The sequence below is a fragment of the Bacillus sp. 2D03 genome (genome assembly GCF_003946765.1).
Classification (GTDB): domain Bacteria; phylum Bacillota; class Bacilli; order Bacillales; family Bacillaceae_G; genus Bacillus_A; species Bacillus_A cereus.
Genome location: NZ_RPSJ01000001.1, coordinates 598,277 through 624,358, shown reverse-complemented (window position 1 = coordinate 624,358; position 26,082 = coordinate 598,277). Strand labels below are relative to the sequence as shown.

Sequence of the window (26,082 nt, the reverse complement as noted above, 5' to 3'; positions counted from 1 at the left end):
TATGGGCTTTAATATGAAAGGATATCTATATTTCATATGATGTATATAGGCGTTGTGAGGGCATTAAAAGTGAGATGTGAGAGAGGTGTAGAACTATGAAATGGTTACTATTCTTGTTTATTTTAATACCAGCGATTGAGATTACGGTCTTAATTGGATCAAGTCATGTAATAGGTTTATGGTCTACGTTCGCTATGATTGTATTTACAGGTGTTGTAGGTGTGTATTTGGCGAAAAGACAAGGGTTTAAAGTGCTTGGAGAGATTCAATCTAAGTTGAATAGAGGGGAAATGCCAGGTGAGGCGGTACTAGATGGTATTTTTGTATTTGTAGGAGGTATTCTCTTAGTGCTTCCTGGGTATGTGACAGATGTGCTAGGGTTTATCTGCGTGATCCCTATTACGAGAGCTTTATTGAAGCCGCTTGTTATGAAGTGGATGGAATGGAAATTTAGAAAGAACTCTACTATTATTATTCAGAAATAGCACTTAGATTGTAGAAATCTAAGTGCTATTTTTTGTCTTGTAAGAGGAGGGGGACTTTCTAATTGAAGCTTTGTTTTACCACGCTATTTGTGGGGTGGAATTTCTATCTCGAAATTGGGCTGCTCGTAAGTGTCTGATGTGGGGCGAATGATGAGTGGGGATGAACAAAACGTCTGCTCATTATATTTGCTATATAATTTTCGTTTGAACTCTTGTTGTGCTTCGATTAAACTTGTGATTTTTTAGTGCTATTAATTTAGGTGAATAAGATGGAGGGAAATGCTGCTAAATTAAAGTTTTGCTTTCTTATATAAAGGAACGATTGGTGTAAAAAATTCATATAAAAAGGCGGAGATTGTTAGTTGAAGTCTTATTTTATGCTATTTTGTATAATTATTCATTTACATAAAAAGTAATAAATGTAAATAATAATTATAAAATAAATAGAATAAATATGTAAAAATACCACGAAATATGCGTTTTTTATGCAAAAAAACAAGAGAATTATCTTTTTTGAGTGCAATTCTCTTGTTTTATGTAATGAGTATGAAAAATAAGTACAAGGAATAATCAGTGGGAATTTCCCACTGATTACATGTAAGTTTTTTGTTGTGTATGAATTAGAAACTATTATTTTGAAGGTGAACCTTTAATATATTTCCACAAGTCATGGAAGACATTAGCTTTGTGTAATGTATTAAGTAGTACTAAGGTGACTGGGCCGATGATTAATCCTAAAAAGCCAAAAAGTTTAAAGCCGACAAATAGAGCGACGAGTGTTGCTAATGGATCGAGACCGATGTTAGATGAAAGTACTTTCGGCTCCATAATTTGTCTTTGGACAATCACGACGATGTATAAAATGAGAAGACCAATGGCGAATGCGGTATCGCCAGTGAAAAATACGTATATAACCCATGGAACAAAGACTGCACCTGTTCCTAAATATGGTAGTAAATCTACAACTCCTGTAATAATCGCAATAGTAATGGCGTATGGTACGCGTAATATTAAAAGCCCGATTAGTACAATGACGGTTGTCATAGATACGAGTGTAAGTTGTGCTTTCACAAAACCAAACAAAGCTTTTCTTAAGTCGACAAAAATAGTTTTTCCATAGCCATGTACACGATTCGGTAGCAATTTTCTTGCTTTCTGAGCAAGACGGTGCCAATCGTAACTGATGAAGAAAGTGGCTAATAAAATGAATACAAGGACAGTTAAAGTTGTTGGCAGTGCACTAATGAAATTCGTTAACCCGCTTATAATGGCGGTTAAAAGTTCTTTCATTTGTGTTGTTGCTTCTGTTCCTAAGTTTTGAATGTTTTGTGTAATTGTATAGCGCTGTGGTTCTCCAAGATGATTAAATTTAGAGATTAAATCATCGTAGAGAGGCATAATATGATTAAGTGCAAATTGCTGAGCGAATGTAACGATATCTGGAAACTTTACTGTAACAAGTTGTAGTAAGTATGTTGTGGCAGATATTGCTTCAGTCACAAGATATGTAACAAGTCCAACGATAGCTCCAAATACGAGAATTAAGCTAACGAGTACTGCTAGTGCGCGAGGAAATTGTAGTTTTTGATTAAGGAAATTGACGACAGGATTAATCAAATAAGCAAATGCAAAAGCGATAATAAAAGGATAGATAAGCCCTGACATGTATAGTAATACATAGAACCCAGCTACCGTTGCTACAATGACAAATATGAGTCTCAATATCATATATAGTAAGTTTCGGTTCAAAGATGTATACCTCCCATTCCAATTTGGATTATCCTAATTCGTTCAACTTATAACGAGTGTGCCCCACTGATTAAAGTTTCACTTTACCCCGCTATTTGCGGGCAAGTAAATCTCCTACCCGAAGTGCGGCTGGATCAAAGGAGTTAGCTAGAGATAAACTGCCCGTAAAAGCCCGATTGGTGAAGGCTAATAATCAGTGGAAAATGCCCCACTGATTAAAGTTTCACTTTATGTTATAGTGGAATGATGGATTTTTCCTGCTTTTTCAGTATGTGAGTGACTGTGAAAGCTTGGTGTTGATGCTTCTACTATATGGTAAAAACTTCATTTTCTCTTCTTTTTATTTTACCTGTTTCTTATTAGAAAAGAAAGAAGAGACGACTGTTTTCAAAAATGTATACATGCTTAATTTTTTTGGTGAAAGTCTCAGTTTGTCATTTTAAAATACATAAAAAATGAAGTGATTCATGTTGAATAGGCATCGATATAGCATGTATAACGATAGGTTTAAAGGTATTTTTGTTTGGAAATGAGTTCATTATTTTCAGAAAGGAAGTGCAAACATGATTAGTCAGTCAACGTTATTTTTATTCATACTACTTATTATAGGACTTATTGCTAAAAACCAATCGCTTACTGTAGCTATTGGTGTGTTATTTTTATTGAAGTTTACGTTTTTAGGAGATAAGGTCTTTCCTTATTTACAAACGAAAGGAATTAACCTAGGTGTAACGGTCATTACAATAGCGGTGCTCGTACCGATTGCGACAGGAGAAATAGGTTTTAAACAACTTGGAGAAGCGGCGAAATCTTATTATGCGTGGATTGCTTTAGCTTCAGGTGTAGCGGTCGCTTTGTTAGCGAAAGGCGGCGTACAATTGTTGACGACGGATCCTCACATTACAACTGCGCTTGTTTTTGGGACAATTATAGCGGTTGCGCTATTTAATGGGGTTGCTGTTGGTCCGTTAATTGGGGCTGGAATTGCCTATGCGGTTATGAGTATTATACAAATGTTTAAATAAGGAATTTTATAGTAATATAAAATTTTTGAATTCTTTCTGTTCACAAAAGTCAGATAATTGTTTATAATAGGATTAGAAACTTTGAAAAGTTACATAACAGCAGAGACTTTACACCAGATAAAATAAAAACAACATAAAACAATTTTATAATGATATTGTTTTATGTTGTTTTTATCATAAAACTCTTCGGAATGTATTTTCCTCACTAACTTGTTGTTTTGAGCGTGAGGATTCGGGGAGACATTCACGCTCATGCTTTCCATGTAAACAATGGACAATAAGAGGGGAACATCGCAACAAATTTGCATGATCGTGCATTTTGCTTGCCTAAAGAGTGAACGGGCGTTCATAATTCAAAAGGGGAGCAAATAGATATAAGGAGCAAGGTTGGGAGAATTTTCAGGAAAAGGAGAGAATGTCATGACTGTTATTCGAGGTTTAGAAGGGGTAGTAGCAACAACATCATCTGTGAGCTCTATTATTGATGATACATTAACTTATGTTGGGTATAATATTGATGATTTAGCTGAGAATGCTACGTTTGAAGAAGTAGTGTACTTATTATGGCACCGCAAGCTTCCTAATGAAAAAGAACTAGCGGAATTTAATGAAATTGTATCAGAATACTATAAAGTTCCAGGTGAGATTTTAACATATTTGAAACAAGTAGATTTAAAAATTGCACATCCGATGTCTGTTTTACGAACTGCAATTTCCATGCTATCATTATACGATGAGAGCGCTGAAATTATGGATGAAAAGTCCAATTATTTGAAAGCGGTTAAATTACAGGCGCAAGTCGGAACTTTAGTTGCTGCTTACGCGAGAATCCGTAAAGGTTTAGATATTGTTGAGCCAAGAAAGGATTTATCATTAGCTGCAAACTTCTTGTACATGTTAAATGATCGCGAGCCAAATGAAGTTGAAATTGAAGCTTTTGATAAGGCGCTTGTACTTCATGCAGATCATGAGTTAAACGCTTCTACATTTACTGCACGTGTTTGCGTAGCTACACTTTCAGATGTATATTCTGGTATTACAGCAGCAATCGGTGCATTAAAAGGTCCTCTTCACGGTGGGGCAAATGAAAATGTAATGAAGATGTTAACTGAGATTGGTGAAGAAGAAAATGTAGAGTCATATATTCATAATGCTCTTCAAAATAAAGTGAAAATCATGGGCTTTGGCCACCGTGTGTATGAGCAGGGTGATCCACGTGCAAAACACTTACGTGAAATGTCTAAGAGATTATGCGTGCTTTTAGGAGAAGAGAAATGGTATAATATGTCTATCAAAATTGAAGACATTGTAACAAAAGAAAAAGGTCTTCCACCAAATGTTGATTTCTATTCAGCTTCTGTATACCATTGTTTAGGAATTGACCATGACTTATTTACACCTATTTTTGCAATTAGCCGTATGTCAGGCTGGTTAGCTCATATTCTAGAACAATATGAAAACAACCGTTTAATTCGTCCGCGTGCTGATTATAATGGACCAACGCATCAAGTGTATGTTCCAATTGCACAACGATAAGCGAATAACACTATTTTGATAGTGAAAATACGCTTTCAAAAGTCTGATTTTTTCGGAAAGATGTAATGATTAGAATATTTTAATTTGACTAACGGTTTGAACTGAGGGGTTATTCCCTCAGTTTCATACATATGAAATTTCAAACATGGGGGTTATCACATTGACGACAGGTGAAAAAATTACTGTAACTAATGGTGTTATGAATGTACCAAACAATCCGATTATTCCATTTATCGAGGGAGATGGAATTGGTCCTGATATTTGGGCAGCTGCATCTCGCGTACTAGAAGCAGCAGTTGAAAAAGCTTATGATGGTGAGAAGAAAATCGTTTGGAAAGAAGTGCTTGCAGGGGAAAAAGCATTCAACCAAACAGGCGAGTGGTTACCAGAAGAAACTTTAAACTTAATTCGTGAATATTTAATCGCGATTAAAGGTCCACTTACAACTCCAGTTGGCGGTGGTATTCGTTCTCTAAACGTAGCACTTCGTCAAGAATTAGATTTATATGTATGTCTACGTCCAGTTCGTTATTTTGAAGGTGTTCCTTCACCTGTAAAACGTCCGGAAGATACTGATATGGTTATTTTCCGTGAAAATACAGAAGACATTTATGCTGGAATTGAATATGCACAAGGATCTCCAGAAGCAGAAAAAGTTCTTGCTTTCTTAAAAGAAGCAATGGGTGTTAATAAAATCCGCTTCCCAGAAACATCTGGTATTGGTATTAAGCCGATTTCAGAAGAAGGGACAAAGCGTCTTGTTCGTGCTGCAATTCAATATGCAATTAACGAAAAACGCTCTTCTGTTACATTAGTTCATAAAGGAAACATTATGAAATTTACAGAAGGTGCTTTCAAAAACTGGGGTTACGAAGTAGCGGAACAAGAATTCGGCGACAAAGTATTTACTTGGGCTGAATACGATCGTATTGTTGAAAAAGATGGTAAAGATGCAGCGAATAAAGCGATGGCAGACGCTGAAGTGGCTGGAAAAATCATCGTAAAAGATTCTATTGCAGACATCTTCTTACAACAAATTTTAACTCGTCCACGTGAGTTCGATGTTGTTGCAACAATGAACTTAAATGGTGACTATATCTCTGATGCACTTGCTGCACAAGTAGGTGGAATTGGTATTGCACCTGGTGCAAACATTAACTATGTGACTGGACATGCTATCTTTGAAGCTACACACGGTACAGCTCCAAAATATGCAGGTTTAGATAAAGTAAACCCATCTTCTGTTCTTCTTTCAGGTGTATTATTATTAGAACACTTAGGATGGAACGAAGCTGCGAAATTAGTAACTGCTTCTGTTGAGAAAACAATTGCTTCAAAAGTAGTAACTTATGATTTCGCACGCTTAATGGAAGGTGCAACAGAAGTGAAATGTTCTGAGTTCGCTAATGAACTTATTAAAAACATGGATGTAGCGATAATCAAAAACGCATAATTAAAGCGGGGGGTAAATTATGACAATCAAACGCAAGAAAGTTTCAGTCATCGGTGCAGGATTTACAGGAGCAACAACGGCATTCTTATTAGCACAAAAAGAACTTGCAGATGTTGTATTAGTGGACATTCCACAACTGGAAAATCCAACAAAAGGGAAAGCGTTAGATATGTTAGAAGCGAGCCCAGTACAAGGTTTTGATGCTAACATTATTGGAACATCTGATTACGCAGATACTGCTGATTCTGACGTTGTCGTTATTACAGCAGGTATTGCACGTAAGCCTGGTATGAGCCGTGATGACTTAGTAGCAACAAACTCTAAAATTATGAAAAGTATTACGCGCGACATTGCAAAACATTCACCAAATGCAATTATTGTTGTGTTAACAAATCCAGTTGATGCAATGACATATTCTGTATTTAAAGAAGCAGGATTCCCGAAAGAGCGTGTTATCGGTCAATCGGGTGTATTAGATACAGCTCGTTTCCGTACATTCATCGCACAAGAATTAAATCTTTCTGTAAAAGATATTACAGGATTTGTTCTTGGTGGACACGGTGACGACATGGTACCTCTTGTGCGTTATTCTTATGCAGGCGGTATTCCGTTAGAAACGTTAATTCCGAAAGAGCGTTTAGAAGCAATCGTAGAACGTACACGTAAAGGTGGCGGTGAGATTGTAGGCTTATTAGGAAACGGTAGTGCATATTACGCACCAGCAGCTTCTTTAGTTGAAATGACAGAAGCAATCTTAAAAGATCAACGCCGTGTATTACCGGCTATTGCGTACCTTGAAGGTGAGTATGGTTATAGTGACCTTTACTTAGGGGTACCAGTAATTCTAGGTGGTAACGGAATTGAAAAAATTATTGAATTAGAACTTCTTGCAGATGAAAAAGAAGCGTTAGATCGCTCTGTAGAATCTGTACGTAACGTAATGAAAGTTCTTGTTTAATAATTGAATAGTAGTGAAAAAGATTCGGGATTCCGAATCTTTTTCTACTATTTACCGAATTGTTTTTTTGAAATAATATGAAAACGCTATCATTTGTAATATCCTATAATGAAACTGTAGATTTATACTATACATTGCCCTCATCATAGTAAATTTCGGATAAGGTATCGCTTTTAGTAGGATAATAAGGTGAAAAAATCGGAGGGGGTTGTAACATGTTAAAGAAAAAAGTTCAAATTGGTCGTAAAATGGATGAAATTACAGTAGGAGAGAAATTATCTATCACTGAAAAAATTGAGGATAAAGATTTGTTATTGTACTTAGGGTTAACGAATGATGCCAATCCATTATATATTCAGCATGATTACGCATCCCAAACTCCGTATGAAAAGCCGATTGTACCAAGCATTATGCTAACGGGAATGATTACAACGGCGGTTACGAAATATTTACCGGGTCCAGGAAGTCATATTACGAGAAAGGACCTTACATTCGTGAAACATGTTCACCATTATGAAACGTTACAAATCCACTTTGAAGTTGTGGCTGTTTCTGAGGAGGAACATACAATTGATATGCTTGTATCTGCTCATGATGAAAAAGGAGAAACTGTTGTAAAGGGTTCATTAACAGTAACGCCACCTTATAAATCTGTTTCCATTATGGAAAAAGCATTAGATAACTTTTAAAAGATGAAACTAAAAATAGCGCTAGCATACCTTTAATAAGGATGCTAGCGCCATTTTTAGTTGAAAAACCCTTCTTTGAACCCTTCAGCAAATTCTGAGCAACCCGTTTTAATCGTATCCCAGCTAGGAGCGTTAAAAGCAAGGATACATGTGACTGCTAAAGATAGAATGGATAGTATTAGTCGCATAATAGACCTCCAAATATTATTAATTTATATATTAAGATTAATAATATTATTATCGGTAATTGAAGTCAATTAAAGGAGTGGTTTTTTAGGTGAGGTGGAAAAGAGAAGAGTGATCTTTGAAACGGTAAGAGAAGCTGAAGTGTGGACAGACGGGTTTGTGAGTGAAATGTACGGGAGAGTATTTGATGGATATGAAACACCAGATTATAAAATAGCGTATGCTTTATCTTTTCTCTTAGCGCAAAATCGAGAACTCAATATTCATACGGAAGTAGAATTTAATAACGATATGGAAGTATATAAAGTATGGATAACAAAACATAATTGAGGCGAACGTAATTGTTTTTAGGAATAACAATAGCACAATCCGAATCCATGAATAGACAATTATATTGAGAGGGACCTTGTTTTCTAGTATGATGAGAATAACGGGGAAAATACTAGGATGAAGAAGGTTTCAAGTCTATAACTTGGAGGAAAAGAATGAACAATCGTATTTTAGTAGTTGATGATGAGGAATTTATCTTAACTTTAATCGAATTTAATTTACAACAAGCTGGGTTTGAAGTTATAACAGCGATGGATGGAGAAATGGCGCTTCAAAAAGCGACAACAGAACGCCCAGATTTAATTATATTAGATTTAATGCTTCCGAAAATGGATGGTATGGAAGTGTGTAAAGAATTACGATTGCAGCGCGTTATGACGCCGATTTTAATGTTAACGGCAAAAGATGATGAGTTTGATAAGGTGCTAGGCCTTGAACTTGGGGCAGATGATTATATGACAAAGCCATTTAGTCCAAGAGAAGTTGTTGCTCGTGTGAAGGCAATTTTGCGCCGCACGAAATTACAACAAGAAGAACAAGTTGCAGAAGCGCCAGACGAAGATAGCATCACAATTGCAGAACTTAAAATTTTACCGGAGTTTTATGAGGCTTATTTCCAAGGAAGAAAGCTTGAATTAACACCAAAAGAATTTGAACTACTTGTGTATCTTGCGAAAAATAAAAGTCGCGTGTTGACACGTGATCAATTATTAAGTGCTGTATGGAATTATGATTTTGCTGGTGATACACGAATTGTTGATGTTCATATTAGTCATTTGCGCGATAAAATTGAACAAAATACGAAAAAACCGACGTACATTAAAACGATACGTGGTTTAGGATATAAATTAGAGGAGCCAAAAGGGAATGAATAAATTTCGTTCCAGGCTTCTTTTTACATTTGTTTCTCTTATTGTATTTATTTTAGTTGGACTAGGTTTATTACTAGAAACTGTGTTTGAAAACTACTATATAGATCATGCTAAAGAGAGAATGGTAAAAGAGACGGAGTATGTTGCGACGTTAGCAGAAGAGCAAGGTTTTAATAATGTCTTAAAAAATCCATACGTATTTGAAAAGTTAGAAGAAAAAATACCAGCTTCTATCGTATTTTTGGATGAAAAAAAGAAAGTTCAATATAGAAAAGGACAAGAATTGGCATTTAGTCCAGAGACGATTAAAGAACTTTCTTCGGAAGTGGCAAAACAACGAAGTAAAGTAATTACGAAAGAAACGGATCGAAAGAATGAATTTTATCATGCGGTGTTCGTTCAAGATGTAGAAGGAAAACAAGGATACATTTTGGTGAAAAGTATAATTGATCCTTTAAGAGACGTACATCAAAAAACGTGGGGATTATTAATTATCGGATTTGTCATTGCTTGTCTCGTAGTTGTATTTTTAGGTATGAAAATTACAGGGCAATATATTAGGCCAATTGAATCGGTTACGAAAGTTGCAATTGAATTGGCAAAGGGTAATTATAAAGCACGTGCATACGAAAGTCATTCGGATGAAACAGGAATGCTGAGTAAAGCGATTAATATTTTAGCACGAAATTTACAAGAGATGACACTTGAACAAGAAATGCAACAAGATCGTCTGCACACGTTAATTGAAAATATGGGAAGTGGAATGATTTTAATTGATAGCCGAGGATATATAAACCTTGTAAACCGCTCTTATAAGGAAACTTTCCACGTAACAGATGAAGAATATTTAGATCGCTTATATTATGAATCGTTTCATCATACAGAAATTATTGAGCTTGTAGAAGAAATCTTTATGACAGAAGTGAAAGTGCGTAAACAAATGTTATTGCCACTTGGAATTGAACGGAAGCATTTCGAAGTATATGGAGCGCCGATTATCGGGACAAACCATGAATGGAAAGGGATTGTTCTCGTATTCCATGACATAACAGAGTTAAAGAAATTAGAACAAATGAGAAAAGACTTTTTAGCGAATGTTTCTCATGAATTAAAGACACCGATTACTTCTATTAAAGGTTTTTCAGAAACACTCTTAGACGGAGCGATGGATAATAAAAAATTCTGCGAACATTTCTTGCACATTATTTTAAAAGAAAGTGAGCGCATGCAAGGATTAATTGAAGATTTATTAGATTTGTCGAAGATCGAACAACAAGGATTTAAATTAAATATGGGAACCGTTGACATGAAGGGGCTGCTTGAAGATATTCATATGGTGCTTGATAATAAAGCAGGAGAAAAAGAAATCTCTTTACAAGTGAATGTATTAAAACGTGCCTCTGTTATTGGAGATCCAAGTCGTTTGAAACAAATCTTTATTAATTTAATTAATAACGCAATCGTATATACACCGGCTGGAGGCGTTGTTTCAGTAGAGTTAGCGGAAGATAAATATAATGCTTATATAAAAGTATCGGATACTGGAATTGGTATTAGTAAAGAGGAAATTCCGCGTATTTTTGAACGTTTCTACCGGGTGGATAAAGCAAGAAGTAGAAATACTGGTGGTACCGGCCTTGGATTGTCGATCGTAAAGCATTTAGTTGAGGCGCATCAAGGTACGATTACAGTAGATAGTGAAGTTGGAGAAGGGACAACGTTTACAGTTGTTTTACCGAAATCAGCAACTGAAAAATAGGATGAAGGATGTTTACAATATATTAACAATGGCTTAATTAAATATTAATAAAGCTCTGTTAATATAATACATGAAAACCCCTTCATCCAAGGAGTAATTTTGGACGAGAATAGTTAAGCTGTTCTCGTCACTTCCCTTTATGCCAATATAAGTCTGTTTTATATATGAAAGAAAATAGCCGTTATTTTTCTTCTCTCTATTAGTCATGTTAATATAGAGAGAGGAAAGGAACGGTTTTTTTCTGTGAAAAAAATCATTTCAAATTTGTATGGGGAGGTTTTAATTTTGGAAAAAAAGGTCGTATTAGTAGATGGTAATAATATCGCGTACCGTGCTTTCTTTGCACTACCGCTTTTAAATAACGACAAAGGTATACATACGAACGCAATTTACGGTTTTACAATGATGTTAATGAGAATATTAGAGGAAGAAAAGCCAACTCATATGTTAGTGGCGTTTGATGCAGGCAAAACAACGTTCCGTCATAAAACGTATAGTGAGTATAAAGGAGGGCGTCAAAAGACTCCACCTGAATTATCAGAGCAATTCCCATTTATTCGTGAGATGCTGGATGCGTTCAATGTACCGCGTTATGAATTAGAAAATTATGAAGCGGATGACATCATGGGAACGTTAGCGAAAGAAGCGAGTGAGCAAGGGGCAAGTGTAAAAGTTATTTCAGGAGATAAAGATTTACTTCAACTTGTTTCTGATAACACGCTTGTATGTATTCCGCGAAAAGGGATTACAGAAGTGGATGAATATACGAAAGAAGCTTTATTTGAAAAATACAGCTTATCACCAAAGCAAATTATCGATATGAAAGGTTTAATGGGAGACCAGTCAGATAATATACCGGGTGTACCAGGAGTTGGTGAAAAAACGGCAATTAAATTGTTAACACAGTTTGGAACGGTTGAAGCGGTGTATGAAAATATAGATCAAGTAAGTGGGAAGAAATTAAAAGAAAAACTGGAAGAAAATAAAGAACAAGCTCTTATGAGTAAGGATCTTGCAACTATTATTACAGATGCGCCGATTACAGTTCATGTGGATGATATGGCGTATAAAGGATATGAAGCAAGTGATGTCATTCCAATGTTCGAGAGTTTAGGATTTACATCTCTTTTAAATAAATTAGGCGTTACGCCAGAAGAAACTGCTCCAGCTGAATTAGATGATATTACATTTGATATTGTGGAAGAAGTTACAGAAGAAATGCTTCAGCAAGATAGTGCGCTTATCGTTGAAGTACAAGAAGATAACTATCATAAAGCAGACATTCAAGGTTTCGGTATTCAAAATGAAAATGGATGTTACTTTATTCAGACAGACATTGCTCTTAAGTCAGATGCTTTTAAAGAGTGGCTTGCAGATGGAGAAATGAGAAAGCATACATTTGATGCGAAGCGTGCAATCGTTGCACTGAAATGGAATGGGATAGATATGCAAGGGATTGACTTTGATCTATTAATCGCTGCTTATTTACTTGATCCAGCTGATACGGATAAAGACTTCCGTACTGTAGCGAAAATGAAAGAAACGCATGCTGTGAAATCTGATGAAGAAGTTTACGGAAAAGGTGCGAAGCGTGCTGTTCCAAAGTTAGAGGTAGTAGCGGAGCATGTGGCTCGTAAAGTTCATGTATTATATGATGTAAAGCAAACATTCGTTGAAGAGTTAAAGAAGAATGAGCAATATGAACTGTTTACAGAGTTAGAATTGCCGCTTGCACGTGTATTAGCTGATATGGAAGTAAAGGGTGTAAAAGTTGATACAGAGCGTCTTCGTAATATGGGAGAAGAACTTGCGGGTAGATTAAAGGAAATGGAACAGGAAATTTATAAGCTTGCGGGAACAGAATTTAATATTAATTCACCGAAGCAGCTTGGTGTTATTCTGTTTGAGAACTTAAACTTGCCGGTTATTAAAAAGACGAAAACAGGTTATTCTACGTCAGCTGATGTACTAGATAAGCTTATGAATCACCATGAAATTATTCCAAATATTTTACATTATCGTCAATTAGGGAAACTAAATTCAACTTACATTGAAGGTTTACTGAAAGTTGTACATGAAGATTCATCTAAAATTCATACTCGCTTTAATCAAGTGTTAACGCAAACAGGTCGATTAAGTTCAACGGATCCGAACTTGCAAAATATCCCGATTCGATTAGAAGAAGGAAGAAAGATTCGTCAGGCATTTGTTCCGTCAGAAGAAGGATGGATTATGTATGCGGCTGATTATTCACAAATCGAACTGCGTGTATTAGCTCATATTGCAAATGATAAAGGGCTAGTTGAAGCATTCCAACATGATATGGATATTCATACGAAAACAGCTATGGATGTATTTGGCGTTGAAAAAGATGAAGTAACTTCAAATATGAGACGACAAGCGAAAGCTGTTAACTTCGGAATTGTATATGGTATTAGTGATTATGGTCTTTCACAAAACTTAGGAATTACAAGAAAAGCAGCAGCGGAATTTATTGAAAAGTATTTAGAAAGTTTCCCTGGTGTACAAGAATACATGGAGGACATCGTAAAAGATGCGAAACAAAAAGGATATGTGGCTACATTATTAAATCGTCGCCGTTATATTCCAGAAATTACGAGTCGTAATTTCAATTTACGTAGCTTCGCTGAGCGTACAGCGATGAATACACCAATTCAAGGTACTGCCGCAGATATTATTAAAAAAGCGATGATTATTATGGCGGATCGTTTAGAAGAAGAAGGATTACAAGCACGTCTTCTTCTGCAAGTACACGATGAATTGATATTTGAAGCGCCAAAAGAAGAAATTGAAAAATTAGAGAAGCTTGTACCTGAAGTAATGGAGCATGCAATTGAACTCGCAGTTCCGCTGAAAGTTGATTATTCTTACGGTCCAACTTGGTACGACGCAAAATAAGGAAGTGATGAAATGCCTGAATTACCAGAGGTTGAAAATGTCAGACGGACACTTGAAAATCTTGTAACAGGAAAAACGATTGAAGATGTTATTGTTACTTATCCAAAAATAGTGAAACGACCGGATGATGCAGAAATTTTTAAAGAAATGCTAAAAGGCGAGAAGATTGAAAATATAAAGCGAAGAGGTAAGTTTTTGCTTCTATATGTAACAAATTATGTTATTGTTTCACATTTGCGTATGGAAGGTAAGTTTTTACTACATCAAGAGGATGAGCCGATTGATAAACATACGCATGTCCGTTTCTTATTTACAGATGGAACGGAATTACATTATAAAGATGTGAGAAAATTTGGTACGATGCATCTCTTTAAGAAAGGTGAAGAAATGAACCAAATGCCTCTTGCTGACTTAGGTCCGGAGCCATTTGATGCGGAATTGACAACGCAGTATTTACAAGAAAGATTGCAAAAGACGAATCGTAAAATAAAAGTTGTGCTATTGGACCAGCGTCTTTTAGTAGGGCTTGGAAATATATATGTAGATGAAGTTTTATTCCGTTCTCAAATTCATCCTGAACGAGAAGCGTCGTCTTTAACAGTGGAAGAAATTGAGCGAATTTATGAGGCTACCGTTACAACGCTAAGCGAAGCGGTGAAGCGTGGCGGAAGTACAATTCGAACGTATATCAACTCACAAGGGCAAATTGGTTCGTTCCAAGAACTCCTAAATGTATACGGAAAAAAGGGAGAACCATGTGTAACTTGCGGTACGATATTAGAAAAAACAGTTGTTGGCGGACGAGGAACGCATTACTGCCCAATTTGTCAGCCTAGAATATAGAAAAGAGATAACATCGGATAGGCATTTGTCATATACATACAGCAGAGCTATGTATAAGGGAGGAGCTTACCGATGTACCTTTATTTATCTCTTATTTTATTAGCTTTTACATTAAGCTTGGATAGCTGTAGTGTAGGGCTAACATATGGTTTAAGAAGCGTAAGAATTCCACTAAGATCAATTATAATTATCGGAATGTGTTCAGCGGCTGTTATGCTTGTTTCAATGGGAATTGGACATATGATCGCGAAAGTATTTTCACCTGTTATCGCAACGCGTATCGGTGGGCTTGTTCTTATTGGAATAGGGATTTGGGTATTATATCAATTTTTTCGAAGTGAGAAAAAAGAAGAACCGAAGCAAGAGGAGAAGGTCTGGAAATTAGAGATTGCCTCGCTAGGGCTAGTGATTCAAATTTTAAGGAAACCGACTGTAGCAGATTTTGATAAATCAGGCACCATTTCTGCAGGAGAAGCATTGCTTCTTGGTATCGCTCTTTCTGTAGACTCATTTGGTGCCGGAATTGGTGCATCTTTATTAGGGTATGCACCCGCTATGATGGCGATATTAGTTGCAATTATGAGTTCTTTGTTTTTATTTATTGGAATGAAACTTGGAACGGTTTTATCGAATATGAAGTGGTTACAAAAATTTACATTCCTGCCTGGAGTATTACTCATTATTATTGGAATTTGGAAAATGTAAGTATGGGCGTGGAACATTAGTTTCGCGCCTTTTATTATGAGGAGGATTATGATGACAGTAGTAATTGGATTAACAGGAGGCATTGCAAGCGGAAAAAGTACAGTATCTCAAATGTTTCGTGAACTGAGTATACCAGTAATTGATGCAGATATTATTGCACGAGAAGTTGTAGAGCGAGGAAAACCAGCATATAACAAAATAGTAGAAGTATTTGGAACGGAAGTGTTACAAGAAGATGGAGAACTAGATCGTCCAAAACTAGGAAGTGTCGTTTTCTATAATGAAGAAAAACGATTGCAGTTAAATAAAATTGTTCATCCTGCAGTACGTGAGGAAATGAATAGGCAAAAGGAAATGTACATAAAAGAAGGTATGCAAGCAGTTGTGTTAGATATTCCTCTCTTATTTGAAAGCAAATTAACAAGTCTCGTTGACCGCATTTTAGTTGTAGCGGTTAAGCCGCATACGCAATTAGAACGTTTAATGAAACGAAATAACTTTTCAGAAGAAGAAGCAACAGCTCGTATTCAATCTCAAATGCCGTTAGAAGAAAAAGTGAAAAATGCAGATGAAGTGATAAATAATGATGGCACAATTATGGGAACGAAAACACAATTGCAGGTAATTTTAAGGAAGTGGAACATTATTGACTAAAAAATTGTGAAATTAATGAAAATGCTTAGTGACATATCTCCTTTTTGTGTTATACTATTATTGGGATTGGAGATAAATAGTATAACGCATTCAAGGGGGATAACATATTATGACTCGTGTGGCAATTAATGGATTTGGACGTATTGGGAGAATGGTATTTCGTCAAGCAATAAAAGAAAGCGCATTCGAAATTGTAGCAATCAATGCAAGCTATCCATCTGAAACGTTAGCACACTTAATTAAATATGATACAGTTCATGGCAAGTTTGACGGAACAGTAGAAGCATTTGAAGATCACTTATTAGTTGATGGAAAAATGATTCGCCTTTTAAACAATCGCGATCCAAAGGAATTGCCTTGGACAGATTTAGGTGTTGAAGTTGTAATTGAAGCAACTGGTAAATTTAATTCAAAAGAAAAAGCAATTCTTCACGTTGAAGCTGGAGCGAAAAAAGTTATTTTAACAGCGCCTGGTAAAAATGAAGATGTAACAATTGTAGTTGGTGTGAACGAAGACCAATTAGATATTACAAAACATACTGTTATTTCAAATGCATCTTGTACAACAAACTGTTTAGCGCCTGTTGTGAAGGTGTTAGATGAGCAGTTTGGAATTGAAAACGGTTTAATGACGACAGTTCACGCTTATACAAATGACCAAAAAAATATTGATAACCCACATAAAGATTTAAGAAGAGCACGTGCTTGCGGACAATCAATCATTCCGACAACGACAGGTGCTGCGAAAGCGCTAGCAAAAGTTCTTCCACATTTAAACGGAAAACTTCATGGTATGGCACTTCGTGTACCAACACCAAACGTGTCTCTTGTTGACTTAGTAGTAGATGTAAAACGTGATGTGTCAGTTGAAGCTATTAACGATGCATTCAAAACTGTTGCAAACGGTGCGCTTAAAGGTATTGTAGAATTCAGCGAAGAGCCTTTAGTATCTATCGACTTTAATACAAATACACACTCAGCTATTATCGATGGTTTATCTACAATGGTAATGGGTGATCGTAAAGTGAAAGTACTTGCTTGGTATGATAACGAGTGGGGCTACTCTCGTCGTGTTGTAGATCTTGTAACGTTAGTTGTTGAAGAATTAGCGAAACAAGAAAATGTACAACATATTTAAGTGAATAAGGGGAGGGCAAGTGAATATTTGCCCTCTTTTTTTATTTTTTTCTAAAAAGGTAAAAATTATAGGAGTATATTTTCGAAAGTGGACATACCACGAAACGTTGTGATTACTGTATTTGTGAATCATTTATTTTTTTTAGGGAAAAGTAAAGAGGAAAATATGACAGAAAATCGAAAAAACTGTTGTTGCAAAATGAAAATAAACAAAGTATACTAACACTCGTAAACTTAAGAGCTGAGGTACGTAGTCACTACTTAAAGGGTTAGGACCTCTCTGGACTAACTTTCCCCCGTGGTAGTGGAGCAAGCCAAATTGCAAATTAGTTTTCAATTCGAACAGTTAGAATAAATTTACAAGGGGGAACTGTAGAATGGATACTATGGATACGATGGGTCGTCACGTGATTGCTGAACTTTGGGATTGCGATTTCGACAAACTGAATGACATGCCGTATATTGAACAATTATTTGTGGATGCAGCACTAAAAGCTGGTGCTGAAGTGCGTGAGGTTGCTTTCCATAAATTTGCACCACAAGGTGTAAGTGGAGTAGTAATTATCTCGGAATCACATTTAACAATTCATAGCTTTCCGGAGCACGGTTACGCAAGTATTGATGTTTATACTTGTGGGGATCGTATTGATCCAAATGTTGCTGCAGAATATATTGCAGAAGGTTTAAACGCGAAAACGCGTGAGAGCATCGAGCTTCCTCGAGGCACTGGTAGCTTCGAAATTAAGCAGAGAGAAACAAAAGCTCTTTAAAAAAGAACATAATTGATTTAAAATGTAAAGAGGTGTATAATGCACCTCTTTTTTAGTTTATAAAAAAGGAAAAATATAACGTACTCGTTAGTTGAATAAATTGGATTCTTGCAAATGAGGTAGTGCTCTATATACCATCTTATTTTTAAGGATGAGATGATAAAGTGATGCGCTGAAACTTAAAGTGGTAAGAGAGTTAGAATGAGTTATATAATATTGTATATATATTTTAGGTGAAGTGAGTAGAGAAAAATAAAGAGTATAGTGTAAAGGAGTGAATGTATTGCGTTGTCCATCCTGTTCTCATAATGGTACAAGAGTGTTAGATTCGCGTCCGGTAGACGAGGGGCGCTCTATTCGAAGAAGGAGAGAGTGTGAAAGCTGCTTAAGTCGCTTTACGACCTTTGAAAGGGTAGAAGAGTCACCTCTTATCGTTGTAAAAAAAGAAGGCACACGAGAAGAGTTTAATAAAGAAAAGATTCTACGTGGTTTAATTAAAGCGTGTGAAAAAAGACCAGTATCTTTAAGACAATTAGAAGAAGTAACACAAAGCGTGGAACGTGAACTGCGTAATTTAGGTATATCAGAAGTGAAAAGTGATATGATTGGTGAAATTGTCATGGAAGAACTTCGCGATATTGATGATGTTGCTTACGTACGTTTTGCTTCTGTATATCGTCAATTTAAAGATTTAAATGTATTTATTGAAGAATTAAAAGATATACTGCAAAAAGAAAGAGAGTAGAAGTTGTATTTTATTCTCTTTACATACCGTAAGTAATAGGATAAGAGAGCTAGAAGCGCAAGCTAATAGCTCTTTTTCACTAAGAATTTATATAATAAAGATAGAACGAATGAAGTAGAGGATAGATTGGATGAGAGAAAGGAAAAGCAAGAATGGAAAAACAGTCATGGATGGAGCTATTGCCGATTGATCGTTATAAAGTAAGTGCGAAAGGGCTACTGCACAATTACGACCGAAAAGTGTTAACGATGTTGTATCAGCCGTTAATAGGTAGTAGAGCTTTTAGCTTATACATGACACTATGGGGAGAGCTAGAGCAAGATCGTGTATTTGGAAAAGAGAATACGCATCATTCCCTTATGGTGACTATGCAAATGCAACTTCCTGAAATATATGAGGAACGAGTAAAGTTAGAGGCAATTGGGCTATTGAAGGTATATATTAAGAAAGAAAAAGATATTCGAATGTTCATATATGAGTTGCAACCACCTTTATCTCCGAAGCAGTTTTTTGATGATATTGTTTTAAGTATCTTTTTATACAATCGATTGAGCCGGACAAAATATAATCAAGTAAAGCAATATTTCTTAGAAGAAGAATTTGATTTTATTTCTTATGAAAATGTTACGCGTTCTTTCAATGATGTGTTTGGTTCGTTTAATCCAGGACAGCTGGAGCATGCGCAAGAAGACCTTCGTATTCCAAAAACGACAACTATGCCAAGTAACGAGAAGGGAGACGCTCCGAAAGTTTGGAATGATTTCTTTGATTTCTCTTTATTTGTAGATGGATTGTCCGCTCTTGTTCCTAAAAAGGCGATTACAGATCAAGTGAGAGACTGCGTTATAACACTTGCTTACGTGTATGGTGTAGATGTGTTATCGATGCAAAATATCGTTCTTGGTGCAGTGACAGAGATGCAAACAATTGATACGGAAAGGCTTAGAAAAGGAGCGCGCGATTGGTATCAATTTGAAAATGGTCAAGCATTACCGGTATTAAGTGAAAGAGTACAGCCTCATGCTGCACGTACGATGAAAGAGAAAGAGCCTTCATCGCAAGAGGAGATGTTAATAAAGCAGCTAGAGGAAATCTCGCCAAAACAACTATTGAAAGAGATTTCTGGTGGTGCAGAGGCAACGAAAGCGGACTTGCAGATCGTTGAAGATGTCATGATTAATCAAAAATTGACACCAGGAGTTGTGAATGTACTTATTTATTACGTTATGCTACGCTCAGATATGAAACTTGCGAAAACGTATGTCGAGAAGATTGCTGGGCATTGGGCACGTAAAAAGGTCGGTACAGTAGCGGACGCGATGGCGTTAGCGAAAGAAGAGAACCGTCAATATCAAGAGTGGGCTGAGACGAAGAAAAAAGGCCGTACGGCGAAGAAAACGGTGCGGAAAGAAATGGTGCCAGATTGGCTTAAGGAAGAAGAGCCGAAAGAACAAGAGAAAGAAACAGAGAAGAAAGATATAAGTGTAGAAAAAGATGCAAGTACGCTAGAAGATGAAAGAAAACGACTAGAAGAAGTGTTAAAAAAATATAAGCGTGATTAATAGAAGAGAATGAACGCTCTTTGAGGTGAGAAAATGGAGCATATTCAAAATTCATTTGCAAAATTAATGGAAAATGAAAACTTTAAAAATAGATATGAAGTACTAAAGGCAGAAGTAATGGCGCATCCGCGTGTGAAAGAATTTATAGACGAACATAAGGGTGAAGTAACGACTTCTATGATTGAGCGCAGTCTTGTGAAGTTATATGAATATATTGGACAAAGTGTAGGTTGCGTGGATTGTCCGGATTTAGGTTCATGTAAAAATATGCTACAAGGTTATGAGCCAAAGCTTGTTATTCAAGGGAAGATGATTGATATTCAATACGATCGCTGCGTTAGAAAAGTAGCGCATGACGAGAGAAAGAAATATGAAAAACTCGTTCAAAGTGTATATATGCCAACGGATATTTTGCAGGCAACTATGGAAAACTTAGACCCTTCTGATTTAAATGCACGTATCGATGCAATTGGTGCAGCGAATGAATTTTTAAGTACATATGAACCAGGTAAAAAAGCACAAGGTTTATATTTGTACGGTAAATTTGGTGTAGGAAAAACGTACCTTTTAGGAGCAATAGCGAACGAGCTTGCTCGAAAGAAAATAAGTTCGATGCTCGTATACTTCCCGGAATTTTTACGTGAAATTAAAAGTTCAATTCAAGATAATTCGATTGGTGAAAAGATTGATGCGGTTAAACGCGTACAAGTTTTAATGTTAGACGATATCGGGGCAGAAGCGATGTCAAGCTTTGTGCGTGACGATGTGCTTGGTGCAATCTTGCAATTCCGTATGTTAGAAAACTTACCGACGTTCTTTACGTCTAATTTTGATTTTAAACAACTGGAACACCATTTAACGTATACGCAGCGTGGTGAGGCTGAAGAAATGAAGGCAGCACGTATTATGGAGCGAATTAAATATTTAGCGAAACCAATTCCAATTGGTGGGAAAAACCGTCGTCATAAGTAAAAGAGCAAGCTGAGAAGCTTGCTCTTTTGTATTATAGTGATATTTTCTTTTCAAATATGAGGTCGAAATATTCAGGTTGTCCAGAACTGCCAATCGTAGGGGCAACAATCTGTACGAACCTCCAGCCATCTCTAGCATGTTCTTGAATAATTTCTTGGTAGTCTTCAGCTGGTTTTGAGCGAGTGAACCCCCAATGTAATTCGACTTTTACGAATTTATATTCAAACATTCAAATACCCCCTTTTATTGATAAGTAAAGTATACAATAAAAATTCATAGTAGCTTGTATCATTTTTTTCTCCCTCCCTTAATATATATAAAATTAGCAAGCCATATTGAGTGGATTTTCTAACGATAGGAAATGTGATTCTACTAAGAGTGAAATTCACGCGGGACGGACTCTTATAGGATTTGTAACGTATAGATACAGTCCTTTAGAGCGGGGATAAAAGGGGGGACAAAAGTGATTGAAATTTGCTTCGAAGAAAAAAATGATGCTATGCACGTATATAGACAATTGCTGAAAAGAGCGGAAGTGTTATATAAGGAAACGAGTGTGTATTTACAGGAACAAAAAGTGGTGATTCACATACCAGTACGTGAATCGAATTATATTGAAAAAATCTTATTGCCAGTAATGGTGTATTTCATTGTGAATGTGAAACAAAATGAGTGGATTTATACGATTTTAAAAGAAAAGTTTTTTTATGAAGAACAAGAAGAGTGTCATCAAATATTGCACATGGCACATGAGATTTTAAAGGGAAGAAGAAAAGGTGTAGCTCAGGATTTAACGCGTAACGCATTTGAGTCATATATTAAGTCTTCTTTAAATAATTGGCTTTGTGATCCGCTCTCATTCTCGTTTTCATCATATATCCGTTTTCGTCTTCGTACATATAGGGAAATGGTGGCTAAACTTGCGGAAGTGGCAATTGATGAATATAAGATGGAGCAAGAATACCAAATGTTCATTGAGACGCTTCGGCAACAAGTAAGTAGCCGTAAATCACGTTTGTCTTGCGTGCATCTTATTTTTGATGAAAGCTTTATCTTTTATGATGATAAAGGTAGACGTTTAAAACAGGAGAAGTTGGTCCAATATATAGATGAGGAATTATTAAAGCAAAATGATGTATATATTGATACGAAAGTAATTGCGCCGCTTCTTTCTATTTCGCCTAAAAAGATTTATTTATATACGAAAGAACAAGACCATAATATGATTATTACTTTGCGAAATGTGTTCCAAGAACGGGTCCAATTACATGGATTACATGATTTTGAGCGCAATGTGAAAAATTTAAAAAATAAAGGTAACGCCCTTGATTTTCTAAGTTTTTGAGCATATAATTACCTACATAAATGAAATATATTGAAATGTCATGATGAGGACATGAGTAGTTTTCTACGATTTTCAGAGAGGGAAGCCTTAGGGTGTGAGCTTCCTAGTACGGGATTATTACTTACCACCTCTAAACTTTAGCAGTGAACGGTTTTTCTAGTAATTGCTAACGGACAACACCGTTATGTTGAACTTGAGCAATTAACAATTATGTTAATTGGAACAAGGGTGGAACCACGAATTCAACACTCGTCCCTTTTTACGGGATGAGTGTTTTTTATTTTGAGAAAAAGAGGAGTGACCAGTGATGGCAGATGTAGTTAAAATTACTTTCCCTGATGGAGCTGTGAAGGAGTTTCCAAAAGGCGTAACAACTGAAGAAATCGCAGCTTCTATTAGCCCAGGCTTAAAGAAAAAAGCTGTAGCTGGAAAATTAAACGATGAGATGATCGATCTTGTTACACCAATCGAAGAAGATGGTGCAGTTTCTATCATTACATTAGATTCTGAAGATGGCCTATATATTTTACGCCATTCAACAGCCCACCTTTTAGCACAAGCGTTAAAACGTTTATATAAAGATGTTAAGGTTGAGCTTGGCATTGGTCCAGTAATTGAAAATGGCTTCTACTACGATATTGATATGGAAGAAGCAATTACAGTTGAAGACTTCAAGAAAATCGAAAAAGAAATGCAAAAAATCGTGAACGAGAACTTAGAAATCGTTCGTCATGAAGTACCACGTGCAGAAGCAATTCGTCGCTTTGAAGAAATCGGCGATGAGTTAAAATTAGATTTAATTAACGATCTTCCAGAAGATGCAGTTATTTCAATCTATGAGCAAGGCGAATTTTTCGACCTTTGTCGTGGTGTTCACCTTCCATCTACAGGGAAAATTAAAGTGTTTAAATTATTAAGCGTTGCAGGTGCTTACTGGCGCGGCGATAGCAATAATAAAATGCTACAACGTATTTACGGTACTGCATTCGTTAAGAAAGCAGAATTAGATGAGCACTTACGTATGCTTGAAGAAGCGAAAGAGCGCGATCACCGTAAATTAGGTAAAGAATTAAAACTATTTACTAATAGCCAAAAAGTAGGACAAGGTTTACCACTTTGGTTACCAAAAGGTGCAACAATCCGCCGCATTATCGAGCGTTACATCGTTGATAAAGAAGCAAGCTTAGGCTATGATCACGTATATACTCCAGTACTAGGAAGCAGAGAGCTTTATGAAACTTCTGGTCACTGGAACCACTACCGTGATGGCATGTTCCCATCAATGGAAATGGATAACGAAGAATTAGTTCTTCGTCCAATGAACTGTCCTCATCATATGATGGTTTATAAAAATGATATTCACAGCTACCGTGAATTACCAATCCGTATTGCAGAACTTGGAACAATGCACCGTTATGAAATGTCAGGTGCGTTATCTGGATTACAACGTGTACGCGGAATGACTTTAAACGATGCGCACATTTTCGTTCGTCCAGATCAAATTAAAGAAGAGTTAAAACGTGTTGTAAACTTAACTCTAGAAGTGTACAAAGATTTCGGTTTAGAGAACTACTCATTCCGTCTATCTTACCGCGACCCAGCAGATACTAAAAAGTATTATGCGGATGATGAGATGTGGGAAAAAGCACAAGGTATGTTAAAAGAAGCTATGGATGAAATGGGTCTTGATTACTATGAAGCTGAAGGTGAAGCGGCATTCTACGGTCCAAAACTTGATGTTCAAGTTCGTACTGCTCTTGGAAAAGACGAAACACTTTCAACTGTACAATTAGACTTCTTACTTCCAGAACGCTTTGAATTATCATACGTTGGTGAAGACGGTAAACAACATCGTCCAGTTGTAATTCACCGTGGTGTTGTATCAACTATGGAACGTTTTGTAGCCTTCTTAATTGAAGAATATAAAGGTGCATTCCCAACATGGTTAGCTCCAGTTCAAGTACAAGTAATTCCAGTTTCTCCGCAAGTACATTTAGACTATGCGAAAAAAGTACAAGACGAATTGCGTCGTGCTGGTATCCGTGTTGAATTAGACACTCGTGAAGAGAAGATCGGTTACAAAATCCGTGAAGCACAAATGCAAAAAATTCCGTACATGCTTGTAGTAGGTGACAATGAAGTAACTGAAAACGGCGTAAACGTACGTAAATATGGTGAACAAAAATCAGAAACAATCGCATTAGATGCTTTTGTTGACATGATTAAAGTAGAAGGAAAACGATAAGAAAAAGCCGCGGTATACCGCGGCTTTTTTATGTAATATACTTGAGAGAAATTAGAAAAAATAACCATGTGACACTTATCATAAAAAAGTATTGCAAGTATGTTAGTTGTTTGTTACAATATTTCTTGTTGTTAGTAAAACACATCGCGTCTTCTTGACAGACGTCATGTCCTATGATAAACTCATCAAGGATAATAGAATATTGTTTTGTGGAACAAGTAGAAGCACCCGCTTCTCACCTGATGGACGCATTCGCAGTTAACAGGTAAATGTATTTCTTACTTAAGATTTTACAAGTGTGGGTGTCGTATGCCCGCACTTTTTTTGTTCGGGTTCTATGACTACAAAATATGTTCTGAGAAAACCTTGGAGGTGGCTTACTATTAGCAAGGATATGATGATTAACGAGCAAATTCGTGCACGTGAAGTACGTTTAGTTGGCGCAAATGGCGATCAACTTGGAATCAAGTCTCGTAATGACGCTTTAGACTTAGCTGCAAATCTTAATCTTGATTTAGTATTAGTTGCTCCAAATGCGAAACCGCCAGTATGCCGCATTATGGACTACGGTAAATTCCGCTTTGAGCAACAGAAGAAAGAAAAAGAGCAGCGCAAAAATCAAAAAGTAATTAGCATGAAAGAAGTTCGTTTAAGTCCAACAATTGATGAACACGACTTTAACACAAAACTTCGTAATGCTATCAAGTTTTTAGAGAAAGGCGACAAGGTTAAAGCGTCAATTCGCTTTAAAGGACGTGCCATTACTCATAAAGAAATCGGTCAACGTGTTTTAGATCGCTTCTCAGAAGCTTGTGCTGAAGTTAGTACAGTTGAATCTAAGCCTAAAATGGAAGGACGCAGTATGTTCTTAGTTTTAGCACCGAAAAACGATAAGTAATAGATAGAGGAGGAAATACCTATGCCTAAACAAAAAACTCATCGCGGCGCTGCAAAGCGTTTCAAAAAGACTGGATCAGGTAAACTGAAACGTTCTCACGCTTACACAAGCCATTTATTCGCTAACAAATCTACAAAAGCTAAACGTAAACTACGTAAAGCTGGTGTAGTAAGCGCTGGTGACTTCAAACGCATTCGTCAAATGCTTGACAACTTAAAATAAGTTCGGCTGATATATAGAACAAT

At 36.3% G+C, this 26,082-nt stretch carries 24 protein-coding genes, 1 pseudogene and 2 other annotated features; of the genes and pseudogenes, 22 read left to right on the top strand and 3 right to left on the bottom strand.

The annotated features are described in order from the left end of the window. Positions 1–95 precede the first annotated feature (95 nt). Complete coding sequence (locus tag EBQ15_RS03490; protein WP_000871631.1) at positions 96–485, top strand: FxsA family protein; 390 nt, start codon at positions 96–98, stop codon at positions 483–485. A 630-nt stretch (positions 486–1,115) separates the two neighbouring features. On the opposite strand, the gene ytvI is transcribed toward EBQ15_RS03490, so the two are convergent. After that, positions 1,116–2,234: a sporulation integral membrane protein YtvI gene (ytvI, locus tag EBQ15_RS03485; protein ID WP_001081388.1), complete on the bottom strand. Its 1,119-nt coding sequence runs from the start codon at positions 2,232–2,234 to the stop codon at positions 1,116–1,118. A 563-nt stretch (positions 2,235–2,797) separates the two neighbouring features. Here ytvI and EBQ15_RS03480 point away from each other — a divergent pair. From EBQ15_RS03480 to EBQ15_RS03455, 5 genes are all read left to right on the top strand, one after another. Continuing rightward, positions 2,798–3,259, top strand: a complete 462-nt coding sequence (locus tag EBQ15_RS03480; protein ID WP_000625507.1) for a DUF441 domain-containing protein — start codon at positions 2,798–2,800, stop codon at positions 3,257–3,259. 387 nt (positions 3,260–3,646) lie between these two features. Beyond that, entirely contained in the window at positions 3,647–4,795 is a 1,149-nt protein-coding gene (gene citZ / locus EBQ15_RS03470) for a citrate synthase (protein WP_000503652.1), read from the top strand. Positions 4,796–4,955: 160 nt separating this feature from the next. Then, positions 4,956–6,248, top strand: coding sequence for an NADP-dependent isocitrate dehydrogenase (icd, locus tag EBQ15_RS03465; RefSeq protein WP_000206898.1), 1,293 nt, complete (start codon positions 4,956–4,958; stop codon positions 6,246–6,248). Positions 6,249–6,267: 19 nt separating this feature from the next. After that, the gene (gene mdh / locus EBQ15_RS03460; protein WP_000153232.1) at positions 6,268–7,206 is read left to right on the top strand and encodes a malate dehydrogenase; all 939 of its coding nucleotides are present in this window, start codon (positions 6,268–6,270) and stop codon (positions 7,204–7,206) included. A 215-nt stretch (positions 7,207–7,421) separates the two neighbouring features. Then, the gene (locus EBQ15_RS03455; protein WP_000914181.1) at positions 7,422–7,895 is read left to right on the top strand and encodes a MaoC family dehydratase; all 474 of its coding nucleotides are present in this window, start codon (positions 7,422–7,424) and stop codon (positions 7,893–7,895) included. A gap of 56 nt (positions 7,896–7,951) precedes the next feature. Here EBQ15_RS03455 and EBQ15_RS31785 read toward each other — a convergent pair whose 3' ends face one another. Continuing rightward, entirely contained in the window at positions 7,952–8,083 is a 132-nt protein-coding gene (locus EBQ15_RS31785; RefSeq protein ID WP_001237022.1) for a hypothetical protein, read from the bottom strand. Between the two features lie 89 nt (positions 8,084–8,172). Here EBQ15_RS31785 and EBQ15_RS03450 point away from each other — a divergent pair. From EBQ15_RS03450 to dnaI, 12 genes and pseudogenes are all read left to right on the top strand, one after another. Further along, positions 8,173–8,411: pseudogene (locus EBQ15_RS03450) on the top strand (hypothetical protein). 155 nt (positions 8,412–8,566) lie between these two features. Next, positions 8,567–9,286 carry a two-component system response regulator PhoP gene (gene phoP, locus EBQ15_RS03445; RefSeq protein ID WP_001065220.1) on the top strand — a complete coding sequence of 240 codons (720 nt, stop codon included), beginning with the start codon at positions 8,567–8,569 and terminating at the stop codon, positions 9,284–9,286. Further along, entirely contained in the window at positions 9,279–11,042 is a 1,764-nt protein-coding gene (gene phoR, locus EBQ15_RS03440) for a sensory box histidine kinase PhoR (RefSeq protein ID WP_001032108.1), read from the top strand. Before phoP ends, phoR begins: the two co-directional genes overlap by 8 nt. 285 nt (positions 11,043–11,327) lie before the next feature. Next, positions 11,328–13,961, top strand: coding sequence for a DNA polymerase I (polA, locus tag EBQ15_RS03435; RefSeq protein ID WP_000412803.1), 2,634 nt, complete (start codon positions 11,328–11,330; stop codon positions 13,959–13,961). Between the two features lie 12 nt (positions 13,962–13,973). Then, positions 13,974–14,804: a DNA-formamidopyrimidine glycosylase gene (gene mutM / locus EBQ15_RS03430; RefSeq protein WP_001114477.1), complete on the top strand. Its 831-nt coding sequence runs from the start codon at positions 13,974–13,976 to the stop codon at positions 14,802–14,804. Positions 14,805–14,876: 72 nt separating this feature from the next. Beyond that, positions 14,877–15,509, top strand: coding sequence for a sporulation membrane protein YtaF (ytaF, locus tag EBQ15_RS03425; RefSeq protein ID WP_000281743.1), 633 nt, complete (start codon positions 14,877–14,879; stop codon positions 15,507–15,509). A gap of 51 nt (positions 15,510–15,560) precedes the next feature. Next, positions 15,561–16,163 (top strand): dephospho-CoA kinase, encoded by a 603-nt coding sequence (coaE, locus tag EBQ15_RS03420; protein ID WP_000219316.1) that lies wholly within the window; start codon positions 15,561–15,563, stop codon positions 16,161–16,163. A gap of 109 nt (positions 16,164–16,272) precedes the next feature. Beyond that, positions 16,273–17,301 carry a glyceraldehyde-3-phosphate dehydrogenase gene (locus EBQ15_RS03415; RefSeq protein WP_000198968.1) on the top strand — a complete coding sequence of 343 codons (1,029 nt, stop codon included), beginning with the start codon at positions 16,273–16,275 and terminating at the stop codon, positions 17,299–17,301. 385 nt (positions 17,302–17,686) lie between these two features. Continuing rightward, positions 17,687–18,070, top strand: a complete 384-nt coding sequence (gene speD, locus EBQ15_RS03410; RefSeq protein ID WP_098413228.1) for an adenosylmethionine decarboxylase — start codon at positions 17,687–17,689, stop codon at positions 18,068–18,070. A 283-nt stretch (positions 18,071–18,353) separates the two neighbouring features. Beyond that, positions 18,354–18,815: a transcriptional regulator NrdR gene (gene nrdR / locus EBQ15_RS03405; RefSeq protein ID WP_001203687.1), complete on the top strand. Its 462-nt coding sequence runs from the start codon at positions 18,354–18,356 to the stop codon at positions 18,813–18,815. 152 nt (positions 18,816–18,967) lie between these two features. Further along, on the top strand, positions 18,968–20,377 hold the full coding sequence (locus EBQ15_RS03400) for a replication initiation and membrane attachment family protein (protein WP_000415035.1): 1,410 nt from the start codon (positions 18,968–18,970) through the stop codon (positions 20,375–20,377). A 33-nt stretch (positions 20,378–20,410) separates the two neighbouring features. Next, positions 20,411–21,349, top strand: a complete 939-nt coding sequence (gene dnaI / locus EBQ15_RS03395) for a primosomal protein DnaI (protein ID WP_000400104.1) — start codon at positions 20,411–20,413, stop codon at positions 21,347–21,349. A gap of 31 nt (positions 21,350–21,380) precedes the next feature. Here dnaI and EBQ15_RS03390 read toward each other — a convergent pair whose 3' ends face one another. After that, positions 21,381–21,578 (bottom strand): DUF4177 domain-containing protein, encoded by a 198-nt coding sequence (locus EBQ15_RS03390; RefSeq protein WP_000464457.1) that lies wholly within the window; start codon positions 21,576–21,578, stop codon positions 21,381–21,383. Positions 21,579–21,812: 234 nt separating this feature from the next. Here EBQ15_RS03390 and ytxC point away from each other — a divergent pair, with 234 nt between their 5' ends. From ytxC to rpmI, 4 genes are all read left to right on the top strand, one after another. Beyond that, positions 21,813–22,694 carry a putative sporulation protein YtxC gene (gene ytxC / locus EBQ15_RS03385; protein ID WP_000569629.1) on the top strand — a complete coding sequence of 294 codons (882 nt, stop codon included), beginning with the start codon at positions 21,813–21,815 and terminating at the stop codon, positions 22,692–22,694. A 31-nt stretch (positions 22,695–22,725) separates the two neighbouring features. Continuing rightward, positions 22,726–22,954: a binding site (T-box leader), on the top strand. Between the two features lie 47 nt (positions 22,955–23,001). Continuing rightward, positions 23,002–24,939, top strand: a complete 1,938-nt coding sequence (thrS, locus tag EBQ15_RS03380) for a threonine--tRNA ligase (protein WP_000786083.1) — start codon at positions 23,002–23,004, stop codon at positions 24,937–24,939. Between the two features lie 210 nt (positions 24,940–25,149). Next, positions 25,150–25,270: a sequence feature (ribosomal protein L20 leader region), on the top strand. Between the two features lie 63 nt (positions 25,271–25,333). Further along, positions 25,334–25,837, top strand: coding sequence for a translation initiation factor IF-3 (gene infC, locus EBQ15_RS03375; RefSeq protein WP_000973215.1), 504 nt, complete (start codon positions 25,334–25,336; stop codon positions 25,835–25,837). A gap of 21 nt (positions 25,838–25,858) precedes the next feature. Next, positions 25,859–26,059, top strand: coding sequence for a 50S ribosomal protein L35 (rpmI, locus tag EBQ15_RS03370; RefSeq protein ID WP_001125945.1), 201 nt, complete (start codon positions 25,859–25,861; stop codon positions 26,057–26,059). Positions 26,060–26,082 lie beyond the last annotated feature (23 nt).